This is a genomic window from Anaerobiospirillum thomasii (assembly GCF_900445255.1).
Lineage (GTDB): Bacteria > Pseudomonadota > Gammaproteobacteria > Enterobacterales > Succinivibrionaceae > Anaerobiospirillum_A > Anaerobiospirillum_A thomasii.
The window spans coordinates 552,106-570,883 of record NZ_UAPU01000007.1 but is presented as its reverse complement, the minus strand read 5'-3'; the positions used below and the strand labels follow the sequence as shown (position 1 = coordinate 570,883).

The window sequence follows — 18,778 nt, the reverse complement described above, 5'->3', positions numbered from 1 at the left end:
GCTCACTAAATTGTATCCTGCTTTGCAATATTGCCAAGTGATGCTATCTCACAGTATTTTCTACAAAAGCCAATACCTATACCATATACCTGTGTATACTGTGTATCAAAAAGATCTGCATATCTTTTTTTAATAATCTGCTCTGTGGCCTCATTAGCTGTCCTAAGGCATAGATCTTCATCGCCAGCGCGTTTAAACTCCAGGATTATAGCTCTTTTATACATAAAATCTTTAAGTATAATATCGCTATAACCAATACCGCTCTCGCTCTCATCTAGTACCTTAATATTGTTCTTTTGTGCAGCGCTAATTAAAAGACCCTGCATCAAGCCATGATAGTATTGCTCAGAGCCTGAGTGTCTTATACTTATATAGATTCTCAGAACAGAGTTTATAATAGCCTGAGCCTTGTCAATATCATTGCCCATCAGTGCATCTAAAAGCTTAAAACCCTCATCTTTCCAGCTATCATTGTTATTAGAATATAAGTAAGAGAATTTAGTCTCAAAGGCTTGCCTTACCTCATAGTTTGGTATTTTAACGCTGACCATTCCTTTGAGTTTTGAATTTTCATCAAAGGTGACATAGCCTGTTTGCAGCATCATGGTACAAAAGGTATCAAACTCCATACCTTTTGTAATATCAGGATAAACACTAAATTCAGAGAGTTTTATTAAAACTGAATTACCATCCATTAAATCCTGCAGCTTTTGTGTAGTGTCAGCATCATTGGCCTCAATTGAGTTTTTAGTGTACAGAGTGATAATGTCATTGCCTGAGGTGTTGACCCAATAGGCCTCAGGCTCCTCGCTACCATCAGTTACTGATAAACAGTACTCCATTAAAGACCATGGGCAGTAGACATAATCATGGCCAAATCTGTAACCGTTATACCACTTTTTAATCTCATCTCTTTTAGACTCTACACCAAAGTCACATAGAATTTTATCAGTCTCATCCTGTGTAAAGCCAAAGAACGAGGAATAGTGCTTAGAGTTGACATTAAAGGTGGTAAAGTTATTAGCATCAGTAAAGACACTTTGATGGGCAATTTTTAAGCAGCCTGTAATAATGCCCTTATACAGCCAGGCATCAGGATCCTGTTTAAAGGTATTAACACTTATATCACGGATAATGCCAAGCATTTTCTCATAGTAAGGCTCTTGGGCAATTACTGCCTTTTGCAATGGCACATCATACTCATCTATAAGGATTAAAACCTTTGTGCCATAGGCAAGGTATAACATTTTTGCAAGATTGGGTATAAAAAGACCACAATAAGTTACAGCATCATTGAGTTTTGTTAAATCTGCTGACAGATTAAGGTTATTTGCGCAAAAATCGAATATAGTGGAAAAAATATTTTTTCTGTTATCTGATATTTTCGGATTATCCAGCAAAAAGGCAAATGCTTCATATAAGTTGAAAATCTTAACTACTAATTTTTCAACAGCCTCATAAAAGCAAGAGCCCTCAACACCTCTAAAGGAGACATAGATAACAGGCAGCTGTCCCATAACCTTATCACGCAGCACTTTGTACTCATCCTGAGCTACAGCAAGATTACGGCCATTGTCTATAAAGAGTTTTTGCTGATAGGTTGTATCCCCAGGATTTTTATAGTCAAGCTCACAAAAGGCCTTTATCATGGACATATTTAAAGTTTTTCCAAAGCGACGGGGTCTTGTGAATAAGGCATTTTCAACCTCATCAGAGCTTTCAAGGAGATTTTTTAAGTATGAGGTTTTATCTACATAATAGGCATTAGATTCAATCAGCTTTTCAAAGATCTCACAGCCTGGTAATACTTTTGGCTTTGCGTGTGTGTTCATAATAAAGACCTATTATTCTATGTTTTATGTGTGGTGCCTGTTTAAAGATTGATTATGTATCTAATCTTACTCTAAAAGACTTAGATTAACACAGATAAGATTGAGTAAAAATAGATTCTATTGCAATTAAAGATAGAGGCGCACAGAATGATAAAAAGTGCAACGCGCCACGGTAAAAGAAAAAGTGCGTCACAAGATGGCGCCTAGGGCAGGGCAGGAATTATCCTGCCCCTTGTGTATTAAAAAGCTTTTTGTTTGCCTTTGTTTAAAAGATACTTTGCCAGCTCTACATAGGTTTTAACCGACAGATTTTCAGCTCTTTTCGTGCCATCAATATTAAGTGCATTAAGCTCATGTTCATCAAAAAGGCCAGAGAGGGCATTGCGCAGAGTTTTTCGTCTGGCGCTAAAGGCCTTGGTGACAACTGTATTTAAAAATGGAGCCAGAGCTCTCGTCTTTTCATCAAGATTATATGGCTTTAATCTTACAACGGCAGAGACTACCTTTGGACGTGGTGAGAAGGCCTCAGGCGGTACCTCAAGCACAGGCATAATAGCTGCATAAAACTGAGCCATAACAGTAAGACGTCCATAGTCCTTGCTGTCAGGGCCTGAGCACAGACGCTCTACGACCTCACGCTGCAGCATAAAGTGCATATCTTCAATGCCATTTTGCTCAAGCAGATGAAAGATAATAGGCGAGGTTATATTATAAGGCAGATTGCCAAAGACTCTGATAGGACCGTCTTTGGCCAGTTGTGAAAAATTAACTTTCAATGCATCGGCCTCAATTATCTCAAGGCCTTTTAAAAAAGGATCCTCACGCAGCAGTGCGGCGAGATCTCTGTCAAGTTCAATGGCTGTAAGGGCATGAGCTCTGTCAAGCACAGGTCTTGTGATAGCGGCATGACCTGGACCGATTTCAATTAATCTCTGCCCTGGTTTTGGGTTTATTGCATCAACAATTGAGGCAATAATGTAATCATCAATCAAGAAGTTCTGGCCAAATCTTTTTTTGGCTTTCATATGTGGTGGTGGAAGTGCCATTAATTATATCCGTGTTTTATCATATCCATGGCCTTGTCTATGGCCACAAAAAGAGAGTTGGGACTTGCGCTGCCTGTACCTGCTATATCAGGTGCAGTGCCGTGATCAACCGAGGTTCTTATAAAAGGCAGGCCTAAGGTGGTATTAAAGCCATCATCAAAACCTGCAAATTTGAGCACAGGCAGACCCTGATCATGATACATGGTTAAAAAGACATCGCATTTATCAAGATTGTGTCTGCAGAACATGGTATCGGCAGGATAGGGACCTTTAATATCAATACCTTCTTTTTGCAGATCATTGATACAAGGAATAATAAAATCTATCTCCTCTGTGCCAAGATGTCCTCCCTCACCTGCATGAGGGTTTAGACCTGAGATTAGAATGCGCGGCTTTTTAACCCCCATAAAGCGCTTAAAATCACTGTCTATGATTTTTACTGTTTTATAGATTAAATCATAGTTGATGGCAGATGGTATGTCAGCAAGTGGCTGATGTGTGGTAACCAGGGCTACATTTAAAGTAGAGCAGCCTAGCATCATGACCACATGCTCAGCCTTGCTCTTTTGCATAAGATATTCTGTATGCCCTGTAAATTTTAACCCTGTCTCATCAATGACAGCCTTACTGATAGGGCCTGTGACCAGGGCTTTAAACTCACCTGACAGGCATCCATCTATGGCTCTGTCCAGCGTGTTTAGCACATAAGGGGCATTTTTGATATTTAAAACACCAGGCACAGACTCATCATACGCATCAATATTTAAAACTCTGATGCATCCGTATCCTGCCTTGGTGTCAGAACCTTGAGCATAGTCAGTATAGACAATATCCTCAGGGGCTATGACAAAGCTTTTATCCTGTGTTTTTTGTTTATCTTTGAAAATTGAGCTGAAGGTTTGAATGATACGTTTTTGTATCAGAGCCTTTGAGCCTATGACAACTATGTCCTGATAACGGTCAGTCTGGGCAAGATGGTAGATTAGCTCTATACCGACACCTGAAGGCTCACCAGGTGTCAGAGCTATAAGATTATTTTGCATTGGCTACTTGATCTATATCAATTCTGGCATTTACAAGAGCAGGATCCTGTACCTTGATAAAGGCAGAGTCACGCAGCTCCTGCTCCCAGATTATAGACTCCTGGGCAAAAAGTTTTCTGTATATAAGATCGCGGGCCTTGTTCTTGTAGGCCTCATCAGAGCTGCTGTCAAGTTTGACCTTGTTGAGCTTGATAAGATGCCAGCCAAAGGATGACTGTATTGGCATGGAGATCTCACCCTCCTTGAGGGCCACCATGGCACGGGCAAAGCGCGGATCGTATTTCTCTGGTGTGGCAAAGCCCAGATTGCCACCTTTGATGGCAGAGCCTGGATCCTCTGAAAACTTGGAGGCGGCCACATCAAAGCTTACAGCTCCTGATAGAATTCTATCGCGCAGGGCATTTAACTGATTGTAGGCGGCCTCATCTGAAAAGATGATGGATGTTGTCAGAAGAATATGACTTGCATCGTACTCTTTAATAGGAATTACTGCATCGTGTGATACATCAATAAGTTTTATAAGATGCAGACCATATGGTGATCTAAATGGTCCTACCACATCGCCAGCTTTGGCCTTAAGCAGAGCCGGCAGGAAGGGAGCTGGGATCTGAGACTCTGGCATATAGCCAAGATCGCCGCCCTGAGTGGCAAGATTGCCCTGTGTATACATGGCAGCCAGTGAGGTAAAATCATCACCATTTCTTAATCTTGATTTGATGTGGGCTACTGTATTTTCAGCCTTCTGGGCACTCTGGGCGCTGGCTCTGGCTGAAAGTGGCACAATAATCTGTGAGATATGATAGCGCGGCTCAATACTGCCTACCTTTTTTAGGTTTTTGGCCAGAAGATCAACTTCAGTGTCGGAGATGGCAATGCGGTTGCGCACACGTGATCTTTTAACCTCATTTAAAATAAGGCTCTGTTTGAACTGCTCACGGGCCTGTGTCGCGCTAAGACCTGGGGCCAGTCTTTTTAAATACTCATCCACACTTACATTGTTGGACATGGCATTCTGATTGAGGATTTCATCAAGCTGCAGATCGGTAAGATCAATACCCTGTGATTTGGCCATCTGCAGTATAAGTGAATCTGTAATAAGGCCTTCAAGAGCTGCCTTTCTTGCTGAGATCTCATCAATGTTCTGACCTCTTTGCGCAAAGGACTTTTTGACAAGAGCTGTAGCCTGATTGAGCTCTGAGGTAAGAATAATATCATTGTTGACAACAGCTGCGGTTGAATCAAGAGTTATCTCCTGAGCACCAGCATGCATGGCTGTTACCGTACATAAGATGGCAATTGCTTTTATAAATTTATTCATAGCCTTTTAAAACCTTGTGACTGTCTGTCTAAATTGTGCCATATTCTTTTTACATTGTGAACTACAGTGTTTTTAAGAACAGGCACAATTGCTGTATTTTTTCACATACTGCTCTAGCGGTTGAGACTTGTTGGGTTGAAGTATGGAATAAGATGAGTATCTGTACTCTTTGGATCATCATCGCCGCTGATATTAAAGGCCCCAAGTCCCTTGAGCTCAAACTGCACGCCCAGTACTCTGTCTCTCTTGCGCTCAAGTACATCCCAGTTGGTCTGGGTGTAATCTTCATACATAATTGTTGCAGAATAGCAGCACTGCTCATAGCTTAGCGCTACTTTAAAATCAATATTGTTTGACTGCTCAAGATCATAGTATGAAGCCATGACCATGTTCATGTTAAGCCCAAGTGGAATGCGTCCTTGTAAACCTACCTGTGACAGATCAACACTCTTTTCATTGTCATAGGTGCGGTTGCCTTCCCTGGCAAAACGGTAGCTTATCTGACCCATATAGCCGCTGTCACTTTGATACTGCAAGAAGGCATTGTAGTTTGAGATCTCATTGGTCTCATTGGTATAGGCCATGGCACCATGTATGGTCAGCTGTTCAATAGGACTTGCATTGAAGTTAACAGAAAGAGGTGATCTTGGATACTTCTTAGGTGAGTCATTAGGATTTAAGGTCACACGTGTAGGTACAATACTGTAGGTCTGAGCCACAGACATACGATAGAGCTCTCTGTCATGAGGATCTAAAATTCTGGTGGTAAAACCTGCTGTAATTGAGTTATTGTCGGCAATACGATCTATGCCCATAAAGTTTCTGTATGAGAAGTTGGCATAGTAGTCACTCTGTCTGTCGGTGGTATCGTAATTGACTATATTGTCCTGATTTTTATACGGTATATAGCGGTATTCAAATTCAGGCTCAAGAGTCTGTGTATGGCGCAGATCAAGTATCTTTCTTTCAAAGGTGGTTTTGCCGCGCACTGAGAGCATATACAGATTACGATTGACGCTATCATCAATTTCATTAAAGCCAAGACGTCTTATATCAAGGGGCAGATCCTCAATATTATCCTGTCTGTAGCCAGTATAGAAGTATTTGCCAACAGCAGAGAGTGTAGTGCCTCTGGTATTTAAAATCTGATACTCAAGTGCAGGCTCGACATGGATACGGCTTGCATCAAAGTTATGATAGTCAGAGCCTGAGGATGACTCAAAGCGTGTAATCTGAGTTTTTGTGCTAAATAAAAAAGGTCCATAGACAGAGGCAAACTCACCCTCAACTCGCGGCATCAGTGAAAATGGGCGGGAGGAGACTATATAGTCAGGAATAAGGGACTGATATTTTCTGACCTCAAGATTTATATTGTAGTTTTCTCTGTCATAGGTGGTTTTAAAGCTGCGCTTTAAATGATCATCTGTAACCTCAAGATTCTCACCGCCAATATCGGCAATAAATGAATAATCCTTTGATCTTACCTGCTGATAGTCAAGGTTGAACTTAAGATCGCCTTTAAAAAATTCAGAGGTGTGCACCAGATCGATAAGGTAACGGGCGCTGTCGCCTGTCTCCTCACGCTGCTGCCAGCTTGTATCATTTGGCAGATAGGTGGTACGCAGCACGCCATAGCTGCCCACAAGCGGCATATAGCGCAATTCATTTTCAAGCACCAGACCGCGTCTGCCCATAACCTGAGGGGTAAAGGTCATATCATAATTTGGCGCTATATTAAAATATATAGGCTGGGAAAAGGTTATACCATCTTGTGATGAGTATGAGCCTGATGGATATAAAAGACCGCTCTTTCTCTTGCTGGTTATAGGAAAGCTTACATATGGGAAATAAAAGACAGGAATATCTCCCACATAGAGCTTGGCATCTTTAGCGCTGCCAAAATCTGAATTTTTGTCAATATCAACACTGCCTGCGGCTATGGTCCAGGAATTGTCACCTGCAGGACAGGTGCTAAAACGCAGATCCTCCATATGCAGTGTGGAGTTTTTATTATCAAGCTCTATAAGAGAGCTTTTACCGCTGGCAACAGAGCCGTTGAGCTGATAGCTTACATCCAAAAGGCGGGTTTGCTGTTCATCAAGTTTTGATCTGACAGGAGATGAGGTCTGCAATGTGTAGGCGCCGGCATTGTATACAGTATTGCCTGATGAGACAAGAGTCTGATCTTTTGATTTATAGGTAGTCCTGTCAGTTGAGAGGACGTTGTCAGCCTGTGTTATCTGCACATTGCCATTGTAGACAATATTGCCGTCAATATCGCCATAGACAGTATCAGCCTCAAGGGTGACAGGCTCTGTATTGATATCGTACTTTACAGGCTCCTTGTATGACGGTACACCATAATAGCAGGCCATATCCTTTTGTGGTATAGGCATAAAAGGGGCACTCTGCCATGGATTGGTTGCAGCAATATGCATGAGTTTGGCCGGCAGCAGTGAGCTGTCAGCTACATGTTTATTTAATAAAAAGCGCCTGGAGCTCTGTCTTTGCATAGTCATATAAATGCTGTTTGCAAGAGCTGTGGCTTTTTCATTTTTATCAAAGTCAGCTACGGTCTGATTTTTAAGTACATAGGTTGAGGCTGCAAAGCTCTGTGCACTAAATGACAGAATAGCTATAAGCGCAACATGCAAAGCGCTGTAGATATATTTTGAGTTGGTTACTGACTTGTTCAAGGCTAAAACCTGTAAATTAGTGACATCAAAGTCGTGGCAGATTAGGATCTACTATCTGATCTGCATCTTCATCCTCAAGGGCATCCTTGCCTTTGAGTTTTATCTCATCATTAGCCCAGGCTCCAAGATCTATAAGCTTGCAGCGCTCTGAGCAGAACGGTCTGAAAGGATTGGCACTGCTGTAGATAAGCTCCTTTTTACAGGTAGGGCAGGCTACTTTCAATACCTTACCTTGTGTCTGTTCAGGTTCAATACCGCTCTCTTTTATGATTTCATCATAGGTTCCATCGGGCAGAAGATTTTTCAGACTCACATTGATGTTCCTTTGATATAGGCCAGTTCAAATTCAATATCGCCCACAGTGGCACCTTTTTCATAAGGCAGGAAGCGGACGTTGACGCTTGACTGAAAGCCGCTGACCATAGGATAGCCGCGCACCGAGCGTGGATATCTTATCTCAATCAGATCGCAGCTTGAGGTGGTCTCCTGCATAAAGCCGTTTTTGGCAAGTTTAACCTGATATTCGGCACAAAGACGCCACATATAGAGTATAGTGGCTACAGGTATGCGTATGGAGTCAAGTTCATGCAGCCATTTGGTTATGGTATTAATCTGCTCTTCTTTTGGAAGACTTGACCAGAAGGTAAAGAGCGGGGTGTCAAAGCAGTTGACGCCGCATGGGGTTAAAAAGCGTGGTTTAATGGTCTCTAAAATAGGATCATCCTGCAGCACAGTTCTTTGTCTTGTAAACTTGTCAAGAGCCAGGTGGGCCTCGTTGAGCTGGGCTAAAAGCTCCTGCACCAGCTCACTGTCAACCTCAGGGTCATCAGCCCAGATTTTAAGGTTGTGATGCAGTCTTTCAAGATCTTTTACAATCTCTATTTTAAGAGCGCCCGAGCCGTCTATAAGATCCATATAGTCAACTACACCGCGGATCAGAGAAAAAAGCTCAGCCTCTGAATTTATCTGACGGCATTGTTCAATGCGATTGAATATTGCCTCAAACTTCAGATAAGTTCTGGCCTTAGGACTTAAAGGAAAATCGTATACAAACATAAATACCTGCTTTGTAAAATTATTTATGCTGTGAAAGTGCAAGCTCTCTGTAGATTGAATCTAGCTTTTGCACTTTACTGTAAAGTTCATCGGCACTGATATTTTCAGTGTTTATAATATCATCGGCCAAGCTTAGGCGTGTATCGCGGCTGACCTGTCTTTTTAGTATATTATGTGCAATATCCTCACCTGAGCCGTCACGTGCGCATATTCTTTGTATCTGCAGTTGTTCACTGCAGTCTACAACAAGTATTCTGTCAAACATGGCATTAAGCTTATGCTCAAACAAAAGAGGAATTACAGCAATGACATAAACGCTTTGTTTACTGTTAATCTGCTCAATGAGCATTTTATGCACATAAGGGTGCACAATGGAGTTGAGCACCATAAGTTTTTTGTCATCACTAAAAACAATATTTCTTAATTTTCTGCGATCAAGGGTGCCATCGTCATTTAATATATCAGGGCCAAAGTGCTCTGCAATGGCATCAAGGGCCAAAGAGCCTTTAGCTACGGCCTGCCTTGCTATAAGATCTGCATCGACAATATCAATGCCAAGTTCTGCAAACAGGGCAGCAACTGTGGATTTGCCACAGGCAATACCCCCAGTCATACCTATACACCATGGCCTTATAATATCTTTTGATACTGTCATTGTCCTGTAACTTTTTTACGCAAAAAACTCTTTATATAATAAAACAATACCATTTTAAAATCATGTATAAATGCCACAAAGAGCGTAAAAAAAATAAAAATACCGCCATGCAGGCAGCTATATAATTTTTGTGTAGCCAAAAGGCAGTAAATTATGCTTATGCTCTGCACAATAAATTACTTCCATGCTCTTAAGGAAGATTAAAGATCCTTTAAATATTTACATGCAAAAAGGCTCTGATGGATATAACACAGGTCGCTGCCGCTGGATAAAAAAAATTAGGTATGACATTGATTTTTTATCTTATATGACAGGTTATTAAAATAAAGTTGTAACAGAGGCTTTAAAGTCTGAATTTAGGTTGTACAATAAAAAGCCCATATATTAAAAATAACACAAAAAATTTCTATAGGTTTTTATTGTGAAAGTCATGACTGTTGCGGCCTGTGCCGCCTCTTTGCTGGTGCTGTGTTCATGTCAGAGCCATGATGGCAGTTCCAATCTGTTAAATCCTGGTATGAGTATTGACGGCAGAGAAATCTATCTGCGCGGTGAGATGAACGATTATGCTGTAATGTCAGCCTACAGATTGAATAAAATTGATGAAAATACTTTTTGTACTGTAGCCCCGCTCAGAGCGGACTGGGCCCCATACCGCTTTAAATTTGCCGACAGTGCATGGAGCTCAGGCTCCAATTTTGGCTATGCAGCTCCACCTGGTGTACTGCATGTTGACGGCCCTAAGGTTAAGCTCAATGCGGCCTCACGCTTTGAGGAGCTTAGCTTTTCACCAGATGAGGATGGCAATTACCGTTTCTGCCTTATAAAAGAAGGTAAGAGCTATCATGCTACAGTGGATAAAAGCGATGATGAGCTTGCTACACTGCATGATCTGCTCTTTAACAGCGGTAGTTTATTAAGTACTCTTAACTAAGAGCCATGGCAGATAAAAAAGACAGGGTTTATATATTTTTTGCAGACTACATGCTCCTTGAGCTGTCACTGTCACAAAGTACCATAGACTCCTACTGCAGAGATGTGAAGCTCTTTGAGATGCATCTTAAAGAGAGAGGGGTAGATCTTTTTAACTTCACGTTAGATGATATCAGAGTTTTTTTACAGCAAAAAAACTCAGGCAGCGAGCGCTCTATGCGACGCTGGCTTGCAGCTATGCGTCTTTTCTGCAGATTTTTAACTGTTGAAAAGATGCGCCCCGACAATCCTATGTCTACAGTGGAAAATCCAAAAGCAGGACAATATCTCCCGGTAGACATGTCAGAACATGATGTCAATGCCATATTGAACGCACCTGATGTTGCTACCTATGAAGGGCTTAGAGATAAGGCCATGCTTGAGCTTTTATATGCTACAGGGTTGCGTGTCAGCGAGCTTGTCAATTTAAAATTTGAAAATATAAATCTGCAGGAGAATTTTCTTATCATACGCGGCAAGGGTGATAAGGAAAGGGCAATTCCTTTTGGGAAGTATGCTAAAGACTTTTTGGTTGACTTTCTTGAAAATGGTCGCGTTCAGATTGATCCAAAGGGTAAGATTGCCTATATCTTTTTATCATTGCGCACTAAGGGACCTATCTCGCGCAATGCTTTCTGGGGCAGGGTTAAAAACTATGCCAAAAGTGTGGGGCTTAACAAACTGCCATCACCGCATACCTTCAGGCATGCCTTTGCCACACATCTTTTAAATCATAATGCCGATCTGCGCACAGTGCAGATGCTGCTAGGTCACTCAAGTTTGGTGACCACACAGATTTATACCCATGTGGCCACAGAGCGTATGCACAGTCTGTTTAAAAAATGTCATCCGCGCGCCTGATGCTATTTATTTGTCTGGCACTGCCGCATTGTGTACTGCACATAGGCAGTTGCCATATCCACACTCATTCTCTCTATACAAAAGCCATGGTGCAGATAAAAGTTTATGGCTCTTTGATTCTTTTTATAGACATCAAGAGATAAATCCTGGTACCTGTGTACAAGATGCTCTATAAGAGATGTGCCAAAGCCTTTGTGCTGCATACTCTTTTTTATAAAAAAACCTGCAATGTAAGTATCGACAAGGCCTGCAAAACCTGCAATTGTGCCGTCATTATCATCATTTATGATGTAAATTGTCGCACTGTCAAAGGCCTGTTGCACATAGGGAATATGATCTCTAAAGTAGTGCTGTGAGATAAAGCTGTGCGCATCAAGATTGCCCTCAAGCCATATATCAACAAGTGTCCTTATCATCTGAGGGTTGTGCTTTGTGTCTAATGCATAAATCATAAATAATGTGTCGCATAAAAAAGCTGGCATAAAGATTATATTATGCCAGCCGGACGAGGTATTATTGACTTTTATTGTAGAACATAGTTATTAAAAATTTAGTGTTGTGGATCGGAATTTTGATAAAAATCCTGGAATCAGGGTGGTACAAAAAGGCCTTTTTACAGGATAAAAAGCAGTAGTGCTGCAGGGCAGTTCAGGATTTGATGGGGTATAAAGAGCGCAATAAGATAAATTCAGAGCAAATGAATTATAAAAAATGTGTCTAAACTTGGTAGAATAGAAATATTATACAGTTTGCGCCTGTTTTATGGCATGATCTTACCTTTTGTTATATTTTTCATTAAATTTGAATATAACTGCGCTGCAAGTTTTTTATGGCATATTTATATGCTTTGCTGTAAAAATCCCTGATACCTTTGATTTTTTTTAGCAGTTATATTTTAAAATAGACTATATTTGACATTTGTCCGTTTGCGCACTTATAAGGAGTCAATGTGCAGATTTCATACAAGAGCCTGAGCTCGGATAGTTTCAATATTGAATTTAAGCTTGTAAAAAGCGATCAGAGCAATTTTGTTGCTCAGCAGGGAGATGTAAAGTACAAATCACGTATTAAAAAGGCCTTTATATTTGCACAAAGAACATATCCTACACTACAGGAGCATATGCTTGAGCCAATTAGCATCAATCAGACAGATGATGCAGGCATTGTTACAGCACTTTACCGCAATATGGATATTGCAAGAGCTGAGGACTTTTTAAAAAATTCAAACAGTCTGTGGCAGTATGTAATAGGCAAAAGAATGGGGCGTGTGCTCAATCTGCTGCACTCATGTGAACTTACACAAAAGGATGAGTTAAGGGCCAGGCATCATCATGATCGTATGGTTAAAAACTTTCATGCCTATTTAAATGACAGACGCATGCGCTTTTTAAATGATGGTGAGCTTATAGAGGCTATTGAGCCGCGCCTTGATAATTTCACCAGCAAAAAGAATGTGCTGCTTATGGGTGTGGCCGGATTGCAGAATATCTTTTTAACCCATGATGCCACAGTGGTCATAAAACCTACCTATAATTTTGCCATTGGCGATTATGCCGAAGATCTGGCCTCTATTACCAATGAGTGCGCCCAGAGCTATCCTCTGTTTGTAGGTGGTGTGCTAGATGGCTATTTTGGCGCCAAGATTCCATCACAGTTTTATGTAAATTATGCGCTCTTTACCGCCATGAATGTCATCAACCGCGGTTATGCTCAGATCTCACGCTCCATTAAACTAAATGATGGCAGCTCCTTTGAGATTTTCAGAGCCTATATCAGCAAGATTGATTTTCTAAAAGAGCAGTTCTCTGGCTATAAAAAACCAATTCCGCAGTTTTTAATGACAGAGCAGCTGCAGCAGGTAAGACAAAAGGCACTCTCGCGTGCTCTTTAGCAGGTAAAAGCTTTTTTAAAATTTTCAGGTAATAAAAAACCCAGATAAGAATCTGGGTTTTTTAGTAATATTCTTTAGCCTAAATTAAGATCTTTTTCCTTTTCAAGCTTTTCTTCAAGATAGTGAATTGAAGCACCGCCTCTTATCTCCACAGGATCTACTAAAAGCTCCTTGTGCAGAGGAATATTGGTCTTGATACCTTCAATTACAAGCTCGTCTAAAGCCTCAAGGGTACGGGCAATGGCCAGATCTCTGTTATCATCATGAACAATAAGTTTGCCAACTAATGAATCATAGTGTGGCGGAACCTTGTAGGTCTGATAGATATGGCTGTCCCAGCGTACACCAGGGCCTCCTGGCACGTGCAGTGTGGTAATGGCACCTGGAGATGGCAGGAAGGTTCTTGGATCTTCGGCATTGATACGGCACTCAAAGGCATGGCCTTTGATCTTGATATCTTCCTGTCTGATAGACAGTGGATCGCCTGCTGCCACACAGATCATCTCACGTACAATATCAATACCTGTAATCATTTCAGTTACAGGGTGCTCAACCTGTACACGGGTGTTCATTTCAATAAAGTAGAACTCGCCGTTTTCATAGAGGAATTCGAAGGTACCGGCGCCGCGATAGCCAATATCAACACAGGCCTTGGCACAGCGCTCACCAATGGAGCGGCGCTGCTCTTCGGTGATGAAAGGAGCAGGTGCTTCTTCTAAAACCTTCTGATTGCGTCTTTGCATGGAGCAGTCACGCTCGCCTAAATAGACGGCATTGCCATGGCTGTCTGAGAGTACCTGAAATTCGATATGACGTGGGTTTTCCAGGAATTTTTCCATATAGACGGCAGGATTGTTAAAGAACATATCTGCCTCACGGCGGGTCAGAGCTATGGCATCATCAAGCTCTTCATCCTTGTAGACAACGCGCATACCGCGGCCACCGCCGCCACCTGCTGCCTTGATGATAATAGGATAGCCAATCTTGTTGGCAAGAGCTCTGTTCTCCTCGGCATTGTCACCAAGGGCACCTTCAGAGCCAGGCACGCATGGCACACCTGCTCTTTGCATGGCTTTTTTGGCAGAAACCTTGTCGCCCATAAGACGTATGGTATCGGCAGTAGGGCCTATAAAGACAAAGCCTGATTTTTCAACCATTTCAGCAAAGTCGGCATTTTCAGATAAAAAGCCATAGCCTGGGTGGATGGCAGAAGCGCCTGTGGCCTCGGCTGCTGCAATAATGGTTGGAATATTAAGATAGGAATCCTTGGCAGCTGCAGGTCCTATACAGATTGACTCATCTGCAAGTTTAACATGCATCAGATCTCTGTCAGCTGTTGAATGTACAGCCACTGTCTTGAGACCAAGCTGACGGCAGGCACGCAACACACGCAGTGCAATTTCACCGCGGTTGGCAATAACAACTTTTTCAAGTTTCATATTTTTTCCGCAAATAAGATTAATCCGCAGTGTAACTGCGGATTGGTAATTTTATTCAAACTCAAATATTGGCTGGTCAAATTCAACTGTTGAGCCATTGTCAACAAGGATCTTTTTGATCTTGCCGGCTCTGTCTGACTGAATCTGATTCATCATCTTCATGGCCTCGATGATGCACAGAGTATCGCCTTCTTTAACGGTCTGACCTTCCTCAACAAAAGGTGCGGCGGTAGGACTTGCGGAACGGTAGAAAGTACCGACCATAGGGGAACGCATTACATTGCCTGATACAGAAGCAGGTGCTGCCTCTGCAGGGGCTGCAGCTGGAGCAGCGGCTGCGGCAGCAGGAGCTGCTGCAGGGGCGCTGACATGTGCCTGAGGCATGGTCATGGCAACCGGGGCCTGAACATGTACAGGAACAGGAGCCTGCTGGGCACGTGAGATGCGCAGCTCTTCCTCACCCTGTTTAAGATTGATTTCAGCTACATCAGAATTTGATACAAGATCAATAAGTTTAGCTATCTTGTGGATATCAATTTGCATTTGCTATCACCTAGAGTTTGTTGCGGGGCAACGTTATTTAACATTCCTACGGACTAGCTTTGCCGCCTGTGTCAGAGCGTAAAGATAGCCGTCAAGCTTAAATCCAACAATAACACCCACAGCCTTGTCTGAAAGATAAGAGTGGTGACGGAAGCTTTCACGTGCGTGCACATTGGATATATGAATTTCAAAAAAAGGAATATCCACACCACACAGAGCATCTCGTATTGCAACTGAGGTGTGGGTAAAGGCGCCGGCATTGATAAGAATAAAATCCACTCTACCGCGTGCAGACTGTATTTTATCTACAATGGCACCTTCATGATTGGACTGGAAATGCTCAAGCTGTACAGACAGTTCCACGGCCTTTGCATCAAGCATTGAGCGAAGATCCTCAAGTGTCTCATGTCCATAGATCTCAGGTTCTCTGAGTCCTAACAGATTAAGATTGGGACCATTTATAATCAGTATCTGATTGTCAGCCAAAGTCTGTCTCCCTAAGAGCAAAGATGATGACATTTTAGCAATATTAATTAATTTTAGAACTTTTTTTTAACAAAAATTTAAAAAAATGCCGTTTTTTATACGAAAAAATGGGTTTAAAGCCTATATCCTCATACCTTACAGGCGCATAAGGCTCGGCTTTATAGTCTGCCTTGGTGTCAACTTCAGAATGTATTCTTTTGATATTTTAAGGGCTTTATACAGACATCTTTTACCAAAATAAATGTTTGTTTAACTTTTATTAATAGCCGTATTTACTTTAAGAGCCTACGCCATCCTGTCAGGGCATTTACTGTCTTTGATTTTTTCTTGGCAGTCTGTTAGGCCTACTTTGAGTTTTACACGCTAATTTGTTAAAATTAGGCACAAATTTTTTTTACACATTAATGTGTCTGCAATCGCCTTTTAAAGGATTTTTCCCATGAATAAAGCTAAATCTATTGCCGCTTATGATGCTGAGCTTTGGGCTGCCATTGAAGCTGAAAACAAGCGTCAGGAAGATCATATTGAACTTATTGCCTCAGAGAACTATGCATCTGTATGTGTCATGGAGGCTCAGGGTTCACAACTTACCAACAAATATGCCGAAGGTTATCCAAACAAGCGCTACTATGGAGGCTGTGAGTACGTTGATGTAGTAGAGCAGCTGGCCATTGACAGAGCCTGCAAGCTCTTTGGCTGTGAGTATGCCAATGTGCAGCCGCACGCAGGTTCACAGGCCAATGCTGCAGCCTATATGGCTCTTTGCAATCCAGGTGACACCATTTTAGGTCTGTCACTTGACAGCGGCGGTCACTTAACCCACGGCTCATCTGTAAACTTCTCTGGCAAGATGTACAATGCCATTCAGTATGGCGTCAATGAGGCAGGTGAACTTGATTATGAGGATATTCTAGCCAAGGCCAAAGAGTGTCAGCCTAAGGTTATTGTGGCAGGCTTTAGTGCCTACTCAGGCATTGTTGACTGGAAGAAAATGCGTGAGATTGCAGATGCCGTAGGCGCCTATTTAATGGTGGATATGGCCCACGTGGCAGGTCTTGTGGCAGCCGGTGTCTACCCAAGCCCAATTGAGCATGCCCACGTTGTAACCTCAACCACCCACAAATCATTAGGCGGCCCACGCTCAGGCTTTATCCTGTCAAACTGCCATGATGAGACTATATATAAGAAGTTAAACTCAGCCATCTTTCCAGGCTCACAGGGCGGTCCTTTAATGCACATCATTGCAGCCAAGGCCATTGTCTTTAAAGAGGCCATGGAAGACTGGTATGTTGACTATCAAAAGCAGGTTGTAGCCAATGCCAAGGCTATGTGTGAGGAAGTAATCAAGCGTGGCTACAAGGTAGTCTCAGGCGGCACTCACAATCACCTCTTCCTCATGGACTTTATTGGCATGGAAATGACAGGCAAGGAGGCTGAGGCCGCTTTAGGTCAGGCTCACATTACTGTCAATAAAAACTCAGTACCTGGCGATCCAAGATCTCCATTTATAACCTCAGGTTTAAGACTTGGCACTCCAGCCTGCACCCGCCGCGGCTTTAAAGAGGCCGAGGTGCGCACTCTGGCCAATATCATCTGTGATGTACTTGATAACTACAAGGATGAGGCAGTTATTGCCAAGGCCCGTGAGCAGGTTACAGAGCTCTGCTCAAGATTCCCTGTCTATGCACAGTAAATTGTAAAATTGTTTTTTTACTCTAAGGTGGCCATGAGCCACCTTTTTATGGAGAATTTATGTTTTCCTTTGCTGACAAGACTTATATGAAAAGAGCGCTGCGCCTTGCCAAAAAGGGCAGGTACACAGCATCGCCAAATCCTGCCGTAGGCTGCGTTATAGTCAAAGATGGCATAATCCTTGGAGAGGGTTATCATAAAAAGGCAGGACTTGGCCATGCTGAGGTTAATGCACTTGCACATGCCTCTTATAATGTAAAGGGATCCACCTGTTATGTAACACTAGAGCCCTGCTCTCATTATGGTAAAACACCGCCATGTGCCAAGGCTTTAGTCGAGGCTGGAGTGGCGCGTGTGGTTATAGCCATGCTCGATCCCAATCCCAAGGTCTCTGGTAATGGCGTTAAAATCCTAAAAGAGGCCGGCATTGAGGTTGAGGTAGGTCTTTTATCTGATAAAGCCTATGCTCTAAACCGTGCCTTTTTTAAATCCATAACCTCTCATTATCCATATGTGGTGGCCAAGGTTGGCATGTCACTTGATGCCAAAACCGCCCTGCACAGCGGTGAGAGCAAATGGATCACAGGGGCCAAGTCACGCTCATGTGTGCAAAAGCTGCGTGCCCACGCAGGTGCCATTATTACAGGCGCCAATACAGTAAGGGCCGATGATCCATCTTTAAATGTGCGCATGGATGAGCTGCCGCATAAGGTGCGTCCTCTTGTTGACAATGAGTATTTTACTCAGCCTATAAAGGTTATTTTAGATACCAGGGGATCACTGTCTTATAAGGATTACAAAATCTTTAAAAGCGGGCGCTGTCTGCATGTTATAAGTGACAGATACAGACCATCAGAAAGTCTGTGTGCCAATAAGGTGCCATGTGATGACGGTTACATAGAGCTTTTTACCAGTACTGTTGATGATGTCATAACTGTGCTGTATGTGCCAGAGGATGAGAGCGCTCAGATTTCATTAAAATTTGTGCTTAACTATTTAAACTATATACACATTCGTGAGGTTTTAGTTGAGGCCGGAGCCTCGCTTACCACTTCATTTTTAGATAAGAAACTTGTCAATGAGCTTTGTGTCTTTACAGCATCAAAGATTTTAGGTCACATTGCCCGTGGTGCTTTTTTATCAAAAGAGGTTGAGAGTTTAAATAATCTGTTATCCTATAGGATTATCAAGTTAAAACAGATTGATAATGATATTTTTGTACGCTACAGCCTAGATGGTCAGGAGTGA

17 protein-coding genes are annotated in these 18,778 nt (G+C 42.3%); 5 read left to right on the top strand and 12 right to left on the bottom strand.

All coding sequences use genetic code 11. The features are described from left to right. Window positions 1-5 precede the first annotated feature (5 nt). From DRZ93_RS09790 to coaE, 8 genes are all read right to left on the bottom strand, one after another. Entirely contained in the window at window positions 6-1,832 is a 1,827-nt protein-coding gene (locus DRZ93_RS09790) for an AAA family ATPase (RefSeq protein ID WP_113746477.1), read from the bottom strand. A gap of 239 nt (window positions 1,833-2,071) precedes the next feature. After that, the gene (gene rsmA, locus DRZ93_RS09785; RefSeq protein WP_113743808.1) at window positions 2,072-2,878 is read right to left on the bottom strand and encodes a 16S rRNA (adenine(1518)-N(6)/adenine(1519)-N(6))-dimethyltransferase RsmA; all 807 of its coding nucleotides are present in this window, start codon (window positions 2,876-2,878) and stop codon (window positions 2,072-2,074) included. Continuing rightward, a complete protein-coding gene (gene pdxA, locus DRZ93_RS09780; RefSeq protein ID WP_113746476.1) occupies window positions 2,878-3,921 on the bottom strand; it encodes a 4-hydroxythreonine-4-phosphate dehydrogenase PdxA in 1,044 nt (347 codons plus the stop codon). The genes rsmA and pdxA overlap by 1 nt, the downstream gene beginning before the upstream one ends. Continuing rightward, window positions 3,911-5,239 carry a peptidylprolyl isomerase gene (locus tag DRZ93_RS09775; RefSeq protein ID WP_113746475.1) on the bottom strand — a complete coding sequence of 443 codons (1,329 nt, stop codon included), beginning with the start codon at window positions 5,237-5,239 and terminating at the stop codon, window positions 3,911-3,913. Before DRZ93_RS09775 ends, pdxA begins: the two co-directional genes overlap by 11 nt. A 113-nt stretch (window positions 5,240-5,352) precedes the next feature. After that, entirely contained in the window at window positions 5,353-7,935 is a 2,583-nt protein-coding gene (locus DRZ93_RS09770) for an LPS-assembly protein LptD (RefSeq protein ID WP_113743811.1), read from the bottom strand. 25 nt (window positions 7,936-7,960) lie between these two features. Next, window positions 7,961-8,248 carry a DNA gyrase inhibitor YacG gene (locus DRZ93_RS09765; RefSeq protein ID WP_373854193.1) on the bottom strand — a complete coding sequence of 96 codons (288 nt, stop codon included), beginning with the start codon at window positions 8,246-8,248 and terminating at the stop codon, window positions 7,961-7,963. Continuing rightward, on the bottom strand, window positions 8,245-8,991 hold the full coding sequence (gene zapD, locus DRZ93_RS09760) for a cell division protein ZapD (RefSeq protein WP_113746474.1): 747 nt from the start codon (window positions 8,989-8,991) through the stop codon (window positions 8,245-8,247). The genes DRZ93_RS09765 and zapD overlap by 4 nt, the downstream gene beginning before the upstream one ends. A 19-nt stretch (window positions 8,992-9,010) precedes the next feature. Then, complete coding sequence (gene coaE / locus DRZ93_RS09755) at window positions 9,011-9,646, bottom strand: dephospho-CoA kinase (protein ID WP_113743813.1); 636 nt, start codon at window positions 9,644-9,646, stop codon at window positions 9,011-9,013. 421 nt (window positions 9,647-10,067) lie between these two features. Between coaE and DRZ93_RS09750 the strand changes: the two genes are divergently transcribed. Next, window positions 10,068-10,580 carry an early set domain-containing protein gene (locus DRZ93_RS09750; protein ID WP_146741113.1) on the top strand — a complete coding sequence of 171 codons (513 nt, stop codon included), beginning with the start codon at window positions 10,068-10,070 and terminating at the stop codon, window positions 10,578-10,580. A 5-nt stretch (window positions 10,581-10,585) separates the two neighbouring features. After that, the gene (locus tag DRZ93_RS09745; RefSeq protein ID WP_113743816.1) at window positions 10,586-11,479 is read left to right on the top strand and encodes a site-specific tyrosine recombinase; all 894 of its coding nucleotides are present in this window, start codon (window positions 10,586-10,588) and stop codon (window positions 11,477-11,479) included. Window positions 11,480-11,481: 2 nt separating this feature from the next. Here DRZ93_RS09745 and DRZ93_RS09740 read toward each other — a convergent pair whose 3' ends face one another. After that, the gene (locus DRZ93_RS09740; protein ID WP_172458178.1) at window positions 11,482-11,895 is read right to left on the bottom strand and encodes a GNAT family N-acetyltransferase; all 414 of its coding nucleotides are present in this window, start codon (window positions 11,893-11,895) and stop codon (window positions 11,482-11,484) included. Window positions 11,896-12,428: 533 nt separating this feature from the next. On the opposite strand from DRZ93_RS09740, the gene DRZ93_RS09735 reads away from it, so the two are divergent. Then, window positions 12,429-13,370: a hypothetical protein gene (locus tag DRZ93_RS09735; protein ID WP_113743818.1), complete on the top strand. Its 942-nt coding sequence runs from the start codon at window positions 12,429-12,431 to the stop codon at window positions 13,368-13,370. 74 nt (window positions 13,371-13,444) lie between these two features. Here the strand turns inward: DRZ93_RS09735 and accC are convergent, their stop codons facing one another. Genes accC through aroQ form a run of 3 tightly spaced genes read right to left on the bottom strand, consistent with a single transcriptional unit; the run spans window position 13,445 to window position 15,838 of the window. Next, window positions 13,445-14,809 carry an acetyl-CoA carboxylase biotin carboxylase subunit gene (accC, locus tag DRZ93_RS09730; RefSeq protein ID WP_113743819.1) on the bottom strand — a complete coding sequence of 455 codons (1,365 nt, stop codon included), beginning with the start codon at window positions 14,807-14,809 and terminating at the stop codon, window positions 13,445-13,447. 51 nt (window positions 14,810-14,860) lie between these two features. Then, on the bottom strand, window positions 14,861-15,346 hold the full coding sequence (gene accB, locus DRZ93_RS09725) for an acetyl-CoA carboxylase biotin carboxyl carrier protein (RefSeq protein WP_172458267.1): 486 nt from the start codon (window positions 15,344-15,346) through the stop codon (window positions 14,861-14,863). Between the two features lie 39 nt (window positions 15,347-15,385). Next, window positions 15,386-15,838, bottom strand: a complete 453-nt coding sequence (gene aroQ / locus DRZ93_RS09720) for a type II 3-dehydroquinate dehydratase (protein ID WP_245933797.1) — start codon at window positions 15,836-15,838, stop codon at window positions 15,386-15,388. A gap of 439 nt (window positions 15,839-16,277) precedes the next feature. On the opposite strand from aroQ, the gene glyA reads away from it, so the two are divergent. Both glyA and ribD read left to right on the top strand, forming a co-directional pair. Continuing rightward, a complete protein-coding gene (gene glyA, locus DRZ93_RS09715) occupies window positions 16,278-17,531 on the top strand; it encodes a serine hydroxymethyltransferase (RefSeq protein WP_113746470.1) in 1,254 nt (417 codons plus the stop codon). 59 nt (window positions 17,532-17,590) lie between these two features. Continuing rightward, entirely contained in the window at window positions 17,591-18,778 is a 1,188-nt protein-coding gene (ribD, locus tag DRZ93_RS09710) for a bifunctional diaminohydroxyphosphoribosylaminopyrimidine deaminase/5-amino-6-(5-phosphoribosylamino)uracil reductase RibD (protein WP_113746469.1), read from the top strand.

Excerpts from the sequence above, each read along its gene's own strand:
- DRZ93_RS09790 (WP_113746477.1), bottom strand. The coding sequence starts at position 1,832 with ATGAACACACACGCAAAGCCAAAAGTATTACCAGGCTGTGAGATCTTT.
- rsmA (WP_113743808.1), bottom strand. The coding sequence starts at position 2,878 with ATGGCACTTCCACCACCACATATGAAAGCCAAAAAAAGATTTGGCCAG.
- pdxA (WP_113746476.1), bottom strand. The coding sequence starts at position 3,921 with ATGCAAAATAATCTTATAGCTCTGACACCTGGTGAGCCTTCAGGTGTC.
- DRZ93_RS09775 (WP_113746475.1), bottom strand. The coding sequence starts at position 5,239 with ATGAATAAATTTATAAAAGCAATTGCCATCTTATGTACGGTAACAGCC.
- zapD (WP_113746474.1), bottom strand. The coding sequence starts at position 8,991 with ATGTTTGTATACGATTTTCCTTTAAGTCCTAAGGCCAGAACTTATCTG.
- coaE (WP_113743813.1), bottom strand. The coding sequence starts at position 9,646 with ATGACAGTATCAAAAGATATTATAAGGCCATGGTGTATAGGTATGACT.
- DRZ93_RS09745 (WP_113743816.1), top strand. The coding sequence starts at position 10,586 with ATGGCAGATAAAAAAGACAGGGTTTATATATTTTTTGCAGACTACATG.
- DRZ93_RS09740 (WP_172458178.1), bottom strand. The coding sequence starts at position 11,895 with ATGATAAGGACACTTGTTGATATATGGCTTGAGGGCAATCTTGATGCG.
- accC (WP_113743819.1), bottom strand. The coding sequence starts at position 14,809 with ATGAAACTTGAAAAAGTTGTTATTGCCAACCGCGGTGAAATTGCACTG.
- glyA (WP_113746470.1), top strand. The coding sequence starts at position 16,278 with ATGAATAAAGCTAAATCTATTGCCGCTTATGATGCTGAGCTTTGGGCT.
- ribD (WP_113746469.1), top strand. The coding sequence starts at position 17,591 with ATGTTTTCCTTTGCTGACAAGACTTATATGAAAAGAGCGCTGCGCCTT.